Annotated in this window: 12 protein-coding genes; 9 read left to right on the top strand and 3 right to left on the bottom strand. The window is 61.8% G+C overall.

The window, feature by feature from the left end:
- Window positions 1–33 precede the first annotated feature (33 nt).
- The 9 genes from AD666_RS21980 to AD666_RS21940 all read left to right on the top strand — a co-directional run bounded on the left by AD666_RS21980 (window position 34) and on the right by AD666_RS21940 (window position 9,421).
- Complete coding sequence (locus tag AD666_RS21980) at window positions 34–1,005, top strand: NAD-dependent epimerase/dehydratase family protein (RefSeq protein ID WP_053156738.1); 972 nt, start codon at window positions 34–36, stop codon at window positions 1,003–1,005.
- 23 nt (window positions 1,006–1,028) lie between these two features.
- On the top strand, window positions 1,029–1,772 hold the full coding sequence (locus AD666_RS21975) for a glycosyltransferase family 2 protein (protein WP_053156736.1): 744 nt from the start codon (window positions 1,029–1,031) through the stop codon (window positions 1,770–1,772).
- A 1-nt stretch (window position 1,773) separates the two neighbouring features.
- Window positions 1,774–2,067, top strand: coding sequence for a lipid-A-disaccharide synthase N-terminal domain-containing protein (locus tag AD666_RS21970; protein ID WP_053156733.1), 294 nt, complete (start codon window positions 1,774–1,776; stop codon window positions 2,065–2,067).
- A 67-nt stretch (window positions 2,068–2,134) separates the two neighbouring features.
- Window positions 2,135–3,595, top strand: a complete 1,461-nt coding sequence (locus AD666_RS21965; protein WP_053158795.1) for a glycosyltransferase family 39 protein — start codon at window positions 2,135–2,137, stop codon at window positions 3,593–3,595.
- Between the two features lie 257 nt (window positions 3,596–3,852).
- Window positions 3,853–5,517, top strand: coding sequence for an AMP-binding protein (locus AD666_RS21960; protein WP_053156730.1), 1,665 nt, complete (start codon window positions 3,853–3,855; stop codon window positions 5,515–5,517).
- A 16-nt stretch (window positions 5,518–5,533) separates the two neighbouring features.
- On the top strand, window positions 5,534–6,295 hold the full coding sequence (locus AD666_RS21955; protein ID WP_053156727.1) for an SDR family NAD(P)-dependent oxidoreductase: 762 nt from the start codon (window positions 5,534–5,536) through the stop codon (window positions 6,293–6,295).
- Between the two features lie 14 nt (window positions 6,296–6,309).
- A complete protein-coding gene (locus AD666_RS21950; RefSeq protein WP_053156724.1) occupies window positions 6,310–7,497 on the top strand; it encodes an acetyl-CoA C-acyltransferase in 1,188 nt (395 codons plus the stop codon).
- 9 nt (window positions 7,498–7,506) lie between these two features.
- Complete coding sequence (locus tag AD666_RS21945; protein ID WP_053156721.1) at window positions 7,507–8,634, top strand: acyl-CoA dehydrogenase; 1,128 nt, start codon at window positions 7,507–7,509, stop codon at window positions 8,632–8,634.
- Between the two features lie 13 nt (window positions 8,635–8,647).
- Window positions 8,648–9,421 (top strand): enoyl-CoA hydratase, encoded by a 774-nt coding sequence (locus tag AD666_RS21940; protein WP_053156718.1) that lies wholly within the window; start codon window positions 8,648–8,650, stop codon window positions 9,419–9,421.
- A gap of 125 nt (window positions 9,422–9,546) precedes the next feature.
- On the opposite strand, the gene AD666_RS21935 is transcribed toward AD666_RS21940, so the two are convergent.
- The 3 genes from AD666_RS21935 to AD666_RS21925 form a co-directional block, all read right to left on the bottom strand.
- Window positions 9,547–10,698, bottom strand: coding sequence for an acyl-CoA dehydrogenase family protein (locus AD666_RS21935; protein WP_053156713.1), 1,152 nt, complete (start codon window positions 10,696–10,698; stop codon window positions 9,547–9,549).
- 4 nt (window positions 10,699–10,702) lie between these two features.
- The gene (locus tag AD666_RS21930; RefSeq protein WP_053156710.1) at window positions 10,703–11,809 is read right to left on the bottom strand and encodes an enoyl-CoA hydratase/isomerase family protein; all 1,107 of its coding nucleotides are present in this window, start codon (window positions 11,807–11,809) and stop codon (window positions 10,703–10,705) included.
- Between the two features lie 134 nt (window positions 11,810–11,943).
- Window positions 11,944–12,651: an HPP family protein gene (locus AD666_RS21925; protein ID WP_053156708.1), complete on the bottom strand. Its 708-nt coding sequence runs from the start codon at window positions 12,649–12,651 to the stop codon at window positions 11,944–11,946.
- Window positions 12,652–12,826 lie beyond the last annotated feature (175 nt).

Genomic DNA, 12,826 nt, shown 5'->3' with positions numbered 1-12,826 from the left:
TGCTGTTGGTCAAGGTCCACAAGGACCGGACCTATGAAAATACTGGTCACCGGCGTGGCAGGTTTCATTGGTTTCCATACGGCCAGGCGGCTGTGTCATGACGGTCATCAGGTCATCGGCCTCGATAACCTCAACGGCTACTACAGCGTTGAGTTGAAACAGGCCCGACTGTCGGAGTTGGCTGTCCATGACCATTTTCGTTTTCGATTACTGGATGTGGCCGACAAACAAGCGCTGCTGGATCTGTTTGCCGAAGACGCCTTCGACTGTGTCGTGCACCTGGCCGCCCAGGCCGGGGTGCGCCATTCCCTCGACAACCCCGATATTTATGCGCAAAGCAATCTGGTGGGGTTTCTCAATGTGCTGGAAGCCTGCCGCGCCCACAGGCCTGAGCATCTGATTTTCGCTTCGAGCAGCTCCGTGTACGGGTTGAATGAACGTATGCCGTATGCGACGACTGACTCCGTCGACCAACCGGTTTCCTTCTATGCCGCCACCAAGCGCGCCAATGAGCTGATGGCCCACGCTTATTCCCATCTTTATGGGATTCCCACCACCGGCCTGCGTTTTTTCACGGTGTATGGACCTTGGGGGCGGCCTGACATGGCCCCGTTCAAGTTCACAGAGGCGATTCTTGGTGGCCGTGCCATTGATCTCTATAACGAGGGCGCGATGTCTCGCGATTTCACCTACATCGATGACATCGTCGAGGGGCTGGTGCGCTTGATACCGCTGCCGCCCACCAATGGCGCCGGGGTACCGAACAAGGTCTACAACATCGGCTTCGGTTCTCCGGTGAAGCTTCTGCAATTTGTCGAATGCCTCGAAGAGGCGTTGGGCATGCGTGCGATTAAAAATTTCCTGCCGTTGCAATCGGGCGATGTGGTTGACACCTGGGCGGACACACGCGAACTGGAAGAGCGGGTGGGGTTTCGCCCGCAGGTCGCGGTGCCCGTCGGTGTGCAGTCATTTGTCGATTGGTACCGCAGTTATTACGGCGTCTAGCCTCCGATTCTTACTGGAATGTCATGCACGAAACCCCTTATGTGTCGGTCCTGATTCCGGCCAAAAACGAAGCAGGCAACCTTGTTCCACTGTTGGAGGAAGTTCGTACGGCGCTGGCCGACGAGGCCTTCGAAGTCATCGTGGTCGACGATGGCAGCACCGACGCCACCGCCGCTGAACTGCGCGCGCTGCAGGGCAATGGTTACCGCCAGTTGCGGGTGCTCAGTCATGCCCGCTCCCTGGGTCAAAGCACATCGGTTTTCCATGCCGCCGAAGTGGCGCGCGGACATTGGTTGGCGACCCTCGATGGCGACGGCCAGAACGATCCGGCGGATCTTCCGAAAATGCTTGAACGGGTGCGCGGTTCCGAGGGCAAGCCTGGTGGCGTCAAGCTGGTGGCGGGACATCGGGTCAACCGTCGTGACCCGGCGAGCAAACGTTGGGCCTCGCGATGGGCCAACAAACTGCGCGCCAGCCTGCTGAAAGACCAGACGCCTGACACCGGCTGCGGGATCAAACTGATCGAGCGCGAGGCGTTCCTGCGTCTGCCGTACTTCGATCACATGCATCGCTTCATTCCCGCGCTGATCCGTCGCCACAACGGGCGGATGCTGGTCCAACCGGTGAACCATCGCGAGCGCGGGGCAGGGGTATCCAAGTATGGGAACCTCGACCGGGCGCTGGTGGGTATTCTCGATCTGTTCGGGGTGTGGTGGTTGATCAAACGCACCCGTCTTGACGTCAACGCACAGGAAACCGAGGTCTGACATGGGCAGAGAATCGTTATGGCTGGTGGTCGGCTTCGGCGGGCAATTGGCGTTCACCGGGCGTTTCGCCTTGCAGTGGCTGTACAGCGAATACAAGAAACGCAGCCTGATTCCCGTTGGGTTCTGGTACTTGAGCATCGTTGGCAGCGCACTGCTGCTGGCATACGCGATTTACCGCCAAGACCCGGTGTTCATTGTCGGCCAGTCCTTCGGTTTCATCGTCTACCTGCGCAACCTGCAATTGATTGCCAGGCATCAAGAGCGCAACAGCGGCGAACTGGGTAACAAGGGCTGACCGGGTGCGAATACGACTGTCTTCCTCGCGGCGGGAGCTGCTTGCGCTGGTGCTGTTGGCGTTGGTCATGGTGGGAGCCGGCCTGGGCTGGCGCCAGCCGATGAACGTCGATGAAGAGCGTTTCCTCGGCGTTGCCCTGGAAATGCTGCAGAACGGTTCATGGTTCATTCCCCATCGTGCCGGCGAAATCTATGCGGACAAACCGCCGCTGTTCATGTGGGCCGTCGCGCTGTTCGTGCAACTGACCCACTGGCCGAAAGTGGCCCTGTATTTGCCGGCCTTGCTGGCCGGGGCCGTGACGACGGCCTGCCTGTATGACTTGAGCCGACGGTTATGGGGACGGCGGATCGGGGTGATCGCCGCGCTGCTGTTCCTGGCGACCTACCAGACCTACAGCATCCTGCGAACCGGGCAGATCGACGGGTTCCTGGCCCTCTGGACGGTACTCGGGATCTATGGCTTATGCCGCCATCTGTTGCTCGGTCCCGCCTGGCGTTGGTATTACCTGGCGTGCGCGGCGATGGGCTTCGGGATCATCAGCAAGGGGGTGGGCTTTCTGCCGGCGCTGATGTTGATTCCCTACGCCTATGCGGTACGCAAAGGTTGGAGGGGCGTGGTGCCGATGCCCGGCAAGGCAGTCGCCTGGTGGCTGGGACTGCTGGTGGCATTGGCCGCCATCGCGGTATGGCTCGGGCCGTTGCTGGTGGTCGTCTGGCAAGGCGGCACCGACAGCCTGGCCTACATCCAGGAAATCCTGTTCAAACAAACCGCTGGCCGTTATGCCAGCGCCTGGGAGCACCGCGAACCGTTCTGGTATTTCTTCGCCCAGGTGATCCCCAAGTACTGGTTACCGATCTTTTTGTGGCTGCCCTGGTTGGTACCGGCCTGGCGCAAGCAATTGCTCAAGCACGACGGGCGGGTACTGGTGCTGCTTGGCTGGGTGGTACTGGTGCTGCTGTTTTTCAGCCTCAGCAGTGGCAAGCGCAAGTTGTACATCTTTCCCGCAGTGCCGGCCTTGGTCCTGCTGGTGGCGCCGCTCATTCCCTGGCTGCTGCGCCGTTGGTTCAGCCAGCGCCCGAGGGGGCGAACGGTGGTCACTGTCCTGACGGCGCTGTGGCTGGGTGCCTGGTGCGCACGCGGCTTCATCGAGCCCCACAAAGAAGGCATCAACCCCCACGAAACGATCATGGGCGAGGTGGCGCGACTGACCGGCAATGCCGATCTGGTGCTGGTGAGCTGGCGCGAAGGACACTGGTTGTTCGCTCGGCAACCCATTGTGCATTTTGGCTTCCATAGCAATCAGTCCCTGGAACAATCGGCTCTGTGGCTGCGTAGCCATCCCCAGGCCCATGCTCTGGTACCGGCGCGGGAGCTGGCGCGTTGTTACGACCCGCAAAAGGCGCGCCGCGTCGGCGAAACCTCAAGGGCCGAGTGGTTCCTGGTCGGGGTCGATGCGGATAACCGGCAGTGCCAGCCTTCAGCGCCGGACAAGGTCTATACTTTTGCCTGGCGGCGTCCTTTGCCGTAGTTGACACCTCGCTGTGGGAGCAAGGCTTGCCCGCGATGACTGCGGTACATTCGACATGAATGCAAGCCGGTCCACCGCTATCGCGAGCAAGCTCAGCTCCCACAAGCTGCCTCACTGACAACGCAACACTCCAACCATGGCCAAACCAGTCAAGCAACTTGATGGCTTTGACCATTGCCGCCCAAGCCCTTCGGCGCGAGTATTTCCCTGCTGTTTACGGTTCCCCCACCAATAAAAAGTACAGAGGGATTCTGGTCATGCGCGATTACTCGTCCGCCACGTCGCAGTTCGATTACCAGCACACTGTCAACGCCGCGCTGTACGGCTCGCTCGAGGCGATGAACGCCTGTGTCGAGTGTTGCGACCGGCACGCCCTGCCTGGCCGTATCGCCCTGTTCTGGGAGGGCCGCGATGGCAGCGATGCGACCTGGACCTACCGCGACTTGCAGGACAACGCGGCACGTTTCGCCAATTTTCTCCTGGCCCAGGGCGTAGGGAAGGGCGACAAGGTCGCCGGGCTGCTGCCGCGCACCGCTGAATTGCTGATCGTGGTGCTCGCCACCTGGCGTATCGGGGCGGTGTACCAGCCGCTGTTCACTGCCTTCGGCCCCAAGGCCATCGAGCATCGTCTCGGCAGCTCCGGGGCACGTATCGTCGTCACTGACGCGGTCAACCGCCCCAAGCTCGACGAAGTCGCCGGTTGCCCGACCATTGTCACGGTAGGCGGCGCCAAAGGGCAGGGGATCGTGCGAGGCGACTTCAGCTTCTGGGCTGAAGTGGCGAACCGCCCCAGTCACTGTGAACCGGTCATGCTCACCGGTGAAGACCCCTTCCTGCTGATGTTCACTTCCGGCACCACCGGGCCGGCCAAGGCGCTGTCGGTGCCGCTCAAGGCCATCGTCGCGTTCCAGAGCTACACCCGCGACGCCGTTGACCTGCGTCCGGAAGACGCCTTCTGGAACGTCGCCGACCCGGGCTGGGCCTATGGCATCTATTTCGGCGTGACCGGCCCCCTGGCCGTGGGGCATCCGATTACCTTCTACGACGGCCCGTTCACCCTGGAAAGCACTTGCCGGGTGATCAATAAATACGGCATTACCAACCTGACGGGCTCACCCACGGCCTACCGCCTGTTGATTGCCGGAGGCGAACAATTCGCCCGGTCGATCAAAGGCAAGCTGCGCATCGTCAGCAGCGCCGGCGAGCCGTTGAACCCAGAGGTGATCCGCTGGTTCGCCGACAATCTCGACGTAGTGATCCACGACCATTACGGCCAGACCGAATTGGGCATGGTGCTGTGCAACCACCACGGGCTCGATCATCCGGTTCATCTCGGCGCGGCCGGTTTCGCCTCGCCGGGCCACAGGATCGTGGTGTTGGATGAAAACCAACGGGAATTGGGCGTGGGGCAACCGGGCATTCTCGCCATCGATCGCCGCCAGTCCCCCATGTGCTGGTTCGCCGGCTACGAGGGCGGCCCCACCAAGGCGTTCGTCGGTGATTACTACCTGAGCGGTGATACCGTCGAGCTCAACCCTGACGGCAGCATCAGCTTCGTCGGTCGCAGTGATGACGTGATCACCACTTCCGGCTATCGCGTCGGCCCGTTCGACGTGGAAAGCGCCCTGATCGAGCACCCGGCGGTGGTCGAAGCGGCGGTGGTCGGCAAGCCTGACCCGGAGCGTACCGAGCTGGTGAAAGCCTTTGTGGTGCTCAGCGCCCAATACCGCGCCGCGCCGGAACTGGCCGAAGAGCTGCGCCAGCATGTGCGCAAGCGCCTGGCAGCCCATGCCTATCCCCGTGAAATCGAATTTGTCAGCGACTTGCCCAAAACCCCCAGCGGCAAATTGCAGCGCTTTATCTTGCGCAACCAGGAAATCGCCAAGGCTCAAGAGGCCGCGGCGCAGAACGTTTCAGCGTGAACCCAAGGAATCCATGATGCAGATCGACAACAAGATTTTCCTCGTCAGCGGCGGCGCGTCCGGCCTGGGCGCGGCCACCGGCGAGATGCTGGTCAAGGCTGGCGCCAAGGTAATGTTGGTGGACCTCAACGCCGAAGCCGTGGCCGCCCAGGCGCAAAAACTGGGCTGCCGGAGCGTGGTGGCGGACATCAGTAACGAGGCGGCGGCCGAAGCGGCGGTCAAGGCGACCGTCGACGCCTTTGGCGGCTTGAACGGACTGGTGAACTGCGCGGGCATTGTGCGCGGCGAGAAGATCCTTGGCAAAAACGGTCCGCATGCCTTGGCAAGCTTCAGCCAAGTGATCAACGTCAACCTGATCGGCAGCTTCAACCTGATGCGCCTCGCGGCGGCGGCCATTGCCGAGACCCAAGCCAATGACGACGGTGAGCGTGGGGTGATCATCAACACCGCTTCGGTCGCCGCGTTCGATGGTCAGATCGGCCAGGCGGCCTATTCGGCCTCCAAGGGGGCCATTGCCAGCCTGACCTTGCCGGCGGCTCGGGAACTGGCCCGCTTCGGTATCCGTGTGATGACCATCGCCCCGGGCATTTTCGAAACCCCGATGATGGCCGGCATGACGCCCGAGGTGCGCGATTCCCTGGCCGCCGGCGTGCCGTTCCCGCCGCGTCTGGGCAAGCCTGCCGAGTATGCGGCGTTGGCCCGGCATATCATTGAAAACAGCATGCTCAACGGCGAGGTGATCCGTCTCGACGGTGCCTTGCGCATGGCCGCCAAATGAAGGAGGACTTAGCCATGTCCAACGATCCGATTGTCATCGTCAGCGCCGTCCGCACCCCCATGGGTGGCTTTCAGGGCGAACTCAAGAGTCTTACGGCCCCACAATTGGGGGCTGCCGCCATCAAGGCTGCGGTAGAGCGCGCCGGCATCGGCGCCGATGCCGTTGAAGAAGTCCTGTTCGGTTGCGTGCTCGCGGCCGGCCAGGGCCAGGCCCCGGCGCGTCAGGCTGCGCTGGGCGCCGGGCTCGACAAGTCGACCCGTTGCACCACGCTCAACAAGATGTGCGGCTCGGGCATGGAAGCGGCGATCCTGGCCCATGACATGCTCGTCGCCGGCAGCGCCGACGTGGTGGTGGCCGGCGGCATGGAGAGCATGTCCAACGCGCCGTACCTGCTCGATCGCGCCCGCAGCGGCCTGCGCATGGGCCACGGCAAGGTGCTCGATCATATGTTCCTCGATGGCCTGGAGGATGCCTATGACAAGGGGCGCCTGATGGGGACCTTCGCCGAGGACTGCGCCGAAGCCAACGGCTTCAGTCGCGAGGCCCAGGACGCGTTCGCCATCGCCTCCACCACCCGTGCCCAGCAAGCGATCAAGGACGGCAGCTTCGATGCCGAGATCGTGCCGTTGCAGGTCATGGTCGGCAAGGAACAGGTGACCATACGCCACGACGAACAGCCGCCCAAGGCGCGGATCGACAAGATCGTCACCCTCAAACCGGCATTCCGTGAGGGCGGTACGGTGACGGCGGCCAATGCCAGTTCCATTTCCGACGGCGCCGCCGCGCTGGTGCTGATGCGCCAGAGCCAGGCCGTACAACGCGGTTTGAAGCCCTTGGCGGTGATTCACGGCCATGCGGCATTTGCCGACACACCAAGCCTGTTTCCTACGGCGCCTGTCGGCGCAGTGAAAAAATTGATGCAGAAAACCGGTTGGTCGCTGGATCAGGTGGACCTGTTCGAAGTCAACGAAGCCTTTGCCGTGGTCGGATTGGTGACCATGGGCAAGCTTGAGATTCCCCACGACAAGGTCAACATCCACGGCGGCGCGTGCGCCTTGGGCCACCCGATTGGCGCATCCGGTGCACGGATCCTGGTGACGCTGCTCTCGGCCCTGCGCCAAAAAGGCCTCAAGCGTGGTGTCGCGGCGATTTGCATCGGCGGCGGCGAAGCCACGGCCATGGCTGTCGAATGCCTGTATTAAGGAATCACCATGCTCCCGACTGAAGAACAAACCCAAATCCGTGACATGGCCCGGGACTTTGCCCAGGAACGCCTGAAACCGTTCGCCGCTGAGTGGGATCGCGAGCATCGTTTCCCCAGGGAGGCCATTGCCGAAATGGGTGAGCTGGGCTTTTTCGGCATGCTCGTGCCGGAGCAGTGGGGCGGTTGCGACACCGGTTACCTGGCCTATGCCATGACCCTGGAAGAAATCGCCGCCGGCGATGGTGCGTGCTCGACCATCATGAGCGTGCACAACTCGGTGGGCTGCGTGCCGATCCTGAAGTTTGGCAACGATGAGCAAAAGGAACGGTTCCTCACCCCCCTGGCCAGTGGGGCGATGCTCGGTGCGTTCGCCCTCACTGAGCCCCAGGCCGGCTCGGACGCCAGCAGCCTCAAGACACGGGCGCGCCTGGAAGGTGATCATTACGTGCTCAACGGCAACAAGCAGTTCATCACCTCGGGGCAGAATGCCGGGGTGGTGATCGTGTTCGCGGTGACCGATCCGAGCGCCGGCAAGCGCGGTATCAGCGCGTTTATCGTGCCTACCGATTCGCCGGGCTACAGCGTGGCGCGGGTCGAGGACAAACTCGGGCAGCACGCCTCCGATACGTGCCAGATCCTTTTCGAGGACGTGAAAGTGCCGGCGGCCAATCGGTTGGGCGAGGAGGGCGAAGGTTACCGGATCGCCCTGGCCAACCTGGAAGGAGGACGTGTCGGCATCGCGGCGCAATCGGTGGGCATGGCCCGTGCTGCGTTCGAGGCCGCTCGGGACTATGCCCGCGAACGGCAGAGTTTCGGCAAACCGATCATCGAACATCAGGCCGTGGCGTTCCGGTTGGCGGACATGGCGACCCAGATCGCCGTGGCGCGGCAGATGGTTCATCACGCCGCCATCCTGCGGGACAACGACCAACCGGCGCTGGTGGAGGCGTCCATGGCCAAGCTGTTCGCCTCGGAAATGGCCGAGAAAGTCTGCTCCATGGCGTTGCAAACCCTGGGCGGATACGGTTATCTCAACGACTTCCCGCTGGAACGCATCTACCGCGATGTGCGGGTCTGCCAGATCTATGAAGGCACCAGCGACATTCAGCGCATGGTCATTTCGCGCAATCTTTGAACAGGAGTGCTGCATGAATTACGAAACGATTTTGTTGGAGATCAAAGACCGTGTCGGCCTGATCACCCTCAACCGTCCCCAGGCACTGAATGCCTTGAACGCGCAGATCGTCAGCGAACTGAACCATGCGCTGGACAGCCTGGAAGCCGACCCGAAAATCGGCTGCATTGTATTGACGGGTTCGAAGAAAGCCTTCGCCGCCGGTGCGGATATCAAGGAAATGGCTGAGCTGACCTATCCGCAGATTTATCTGGATGACCTGTTCAGCGACAGCGATCGGGTGGCGAATCGCCGCAAGCCCATTATTGCGGCCGTGAACGGCTTCGCCCTGGGCGGCGGCTGCGAACTGGCGCTGATGTGCGACTTCATTCTGGCCGGTGACAACGCCAGGTTCGGTCAGCCGGAAGTCAACCTGGGCGTGCTGCCCGGCATGGGTGGTACCCAGCGCCTGACCCGTGCGGTGGGCAAGGCCAAGGCCATGGAAATGTGCCTGACCGGGCGTTTCATCGACGCGGTGGAGGCCGAACGTTGTGGCATCGTGGCGCGGATCGTACCGACGGATGAACTGCTGGACGACGCCTTGAAAACCGCCGCGCTGATCGCCTCCAAGTCGGTGCCGATCAGCATGATGGTCAAGGAAAGCGTCAACCGGGCGTTTGAAGTGAGCCTGTCCGAGGGTGTTCGTTTCGAACGTCGAGTATTCCACGCGGCGTTCGCCACGCAGGATCAGAAGGAAGGCATGGCAGCGTTCGTCGCCAAGCGTTCACCGGAGTTCCAGGACAAGTAACGCGTCGACCTGGCTGACGCTATCGCGAGCAAGCCCGCTCCCACACAGCCGGATGTCGTATGCAATGCTTGCGTACAACCCGGATCCCTATGGGAGCGAGCCTGCTCGCGATGCTTTTCAAGCCCTCACACCAGGTAGTGTTTGAGTTCCCGGGCGATGACCATCCGCTGTATCTCGCTCGACCCTTCGTAGATCTGGGTGATCCGTGCATCGCGGTAGTAGCGCTCCACCGGGTAATCCTCCAGGTAGCCGTACCCGCCGTGAATCTGGATGGCGGAGGAGCAAACTTTCTCGGCCATTTCCGAGGCGAACAGCTTGGCCTGGGACGCTTCCGACAGGCAGGGCTTGCCGGCGCTGCGTAACCGGGCGGCGTGGAGGACCAGCAGGCGGGTCGCGTTCAGGCGGGTGTGCATGTCGGCCAGCAGATTGGCAATGCTCTGATGTTCGATGATGGCCTTGTCGAACTGCACCCGATCCCGCGCATAGCCCAGGGCCGCTTCGAACGCCGCTCGGGCGATACCCAGGGCCTGGGCTGCGATGCCGATGCGACCGCCTTCGAGGTTGGAGAGGGCGATTGCGAGGCCTTTGCCTCGGGCGCCCAGCAGATTGGCTTCAGGCACCGTGCAATTGTTCAGGGTCACCGCGCAGGTGTCCGAGGCCCGAATGCCCATCTTGTGCTCGGTGCGATCCACGATGAAGCCCGGCGTATCGGTTGGTACCAGGAACGCCGAGATGCCTTTTTTTCCCAGGTCAGGGTCTGTCACGGCAAACACGATCGCCAGTTTCGCCCGCTTGCCGTTGCTGACGAACTGCTTGGCGCCGTTGATGACCCATTGGCCGTCCCGCAGTTCGGCGCGGGTGCGCAAGTTGTGGGCCTCGGAGCCCGCCTGGGGCTCGGTCAGGCAGAAGCAGCCAATGGCCTGGCCGCTCGCCAGCTCGGCGAGCCAGGTCTGCTTCTGCTCATCGGTCCCGTAGTTGAGCACCGGTCCGCAACCCACCGAGTTATGGATGCTCATCAGTGCCCCAAGCGCGCCATCGCCCGCGGAAATTTCTTCCACCGCCAGCGCATAGGCTACGTAGTCCACGTAGGTGCCGCCCCATTCTTCGGGCACCACCATGCCCAGCAGGCCCAATTCGCCCATCTTCGTCACGACACCGTCGTCGATCCAGCCGGCCTTTTCCCACGCCTGTGCGTGGGGCGCGATTTCGCCGCGGGCAAAATCCCTGGCCATGTCGCGGATCATCACTTGTTCGTCAGTCAGTTCGAGATCGTGCATGGAGTCAGTTCCCAAGGTCGTCGAAACCGTCGAAGAAACTCGCTACGTGCCCAGCGTCCAGCGCTTCCAGGGTCGGCGGGTTCCAGCGCGGTTTTTTGTCTTTATCGATCAGCAGCGCGCGCACGCCCTCGATCAGGTCGCCACGCTCGAACCATTGCCGGTCCAGGTGCAACTCCAGAGCAAAGCAGTTCTCCAGGCTCAACTGCCGGCCGCGCCGCAACATCTCCAGGGTCACGGCCATGGCCAAGGGGGAGCGGGACTCCAGCAGGTCCGCGGTTTCCAGGGCCCATTCATGGCTGTCGGCGACTGTCACCTGACGCAGTTGCTCGACCATGCTCGGTACGTCGGGCAAGGCAAAAAAATGATCGATGGCCGGGCGCAGTGCGTCGAGGGGAGGAGCTGGCAGTTGCTGCACGGCAAGCTTGGCCAGCAGGCTTTGCAGGTCCTTGAGCGGCGTATCGCTCCACTCCAGTCGGTCCAGGCGTTCATCGAGTTGCAGGCGCTTGTGGCTTTCCAGGTACCAGTCGGCCAGTCCACAGTACAACGCATCGGCAGCGCGTATCTGGACTCCGCAGACGCCCAGATAGGTGCCCAGCTCGCCGGGAATGCGCGGCAGGAAATAACTGCCGCCCACGTCCGGGAAATAGCCGATGCCGGTTTCCGGCATGCCCAGACGGCTGCGTTCGGTAACGATCCGCAAGTCTGCGCCCTGCACCAGCCCCATGCCGCCGCCCAGGACGAAACCGTCCATCAGAGCGACGATGGGTTTACGGTAATGATGGATCGTCAGGTCGAGGGCGTATTCCTCGACGAAAAAGTCTTCATGCAGGGTCTCGCCCTGTTTGAAGCTGTCGTAGAGCGAACGTATATCGCCACCGGCGCAGAACGCCTTCTCGCCGGCGCCGCGCAAGACCACCGCATGGATGCGCGGATCGAGAGCCCAGGTGTCGAGCTGTCGCTGCAAGCAGCGCACCATGTCCAGGGTCAGGGCATTAAGGCCGGCGGGGCGGTTCAGGGTCAGATGGCCGATGTGGTTTCGAACCTCGACCAACACATCGCAGGTCGCGATCTGGACGCTTCCTACGGGTTGTGATGAAACCTGAGCAGTCATCGCTAACTCCCTGCTTTTATTCTTTTTTATGAATTGTGTCGCGCGTACCCGGTCTGGATCGTAACAGTGCAAATTTGCATTGCACAACTGGCATACGTGCAGGTCCTTTCTGCATATTTATAGCAGTCACAGGATCATCCGCGACCTGACAGCACCTCTGCGATGCTGCGACGCTTGGCATGTCGTTCACTGGCGTGGATCAATTGTTCGAGATCTTCGGGGGTTACGTCGAAAAATGCTTCCATTTCCTCAAGAGCGCGTTTCAAGTCTTCGGCGGTGATGGCCTGGCTGTCGACAGGAGGATGATCGGCCGGAATGACGGCGACCGGCTCGGCGGCTCGCTTCGGATAGCGCACCCGCGTCAGATTGTTGTAGGCCAAGGCACTGGCGAGCAGGGCCGAACCGGCCAGCATGGCGGCTGCGACACCCTGCCAGTCCAAGGCAATGATGGACGGGTCGGCCAACACCATGGTCGCGGCCAAGGCGCCTGCTGGCGGATGTACGCAGCGCAACCAGCACATCAGCACCAGCGCCATACCCGCTGCCAGACAGGCACTGCCCAGCGTACGGCCCAGCACATGAGCGACCAAAAGCGCCACGACCGATGCGCAGAGGTAACCGCCAAAAATCGACCAGGGCTGGGCCAGGGCGCCCGAAGACACGGCAAACAGCAGCACCGCCGAGGCACCCAGGGGGCCAATCAAATGTTGAGCCACTTCCAGACCGTAGACCTGGCTGCAGAGCCAGACACTGAACATCGTTCCGAGCGCCATGCCGATGGCGGCGCGGCTCCATTCGGTGGGACGGGTGTTGATAGCAGCGGGGATCCAGCGAGCAAGCATTCAGCAAAATCCAAAAAACGAACAAAAAAAGGGGCTTACGGGAAGATCCCAGAAAGCCCTTTAAGTGTTCCAACAGTTGGGGGTGAGGAACGATGTACAGTCTGCCGTTCAGCCCCCTCACTTACAAATTCATATTAATGCTGTTCTAGTGCATTTATTTTGAGCTAAAGAGACG

The sequence above is a fragment of the Pseudomonas sp. Pf153 genome (assembly GCF_001269775.1).
Lineage (GTDB): Bacteria > Pseudomonadota > Gammaproteobacteria > Pseudomonadales > Pseudomonadaceae > Aquipseudomonas > Aquipseudomonas uvaldensis.
The sequence above is the reverse complement of the archived record's forward strand: the minus strand, read 5'-3'. Positions and strand labels throughout refer to the sequence as shown.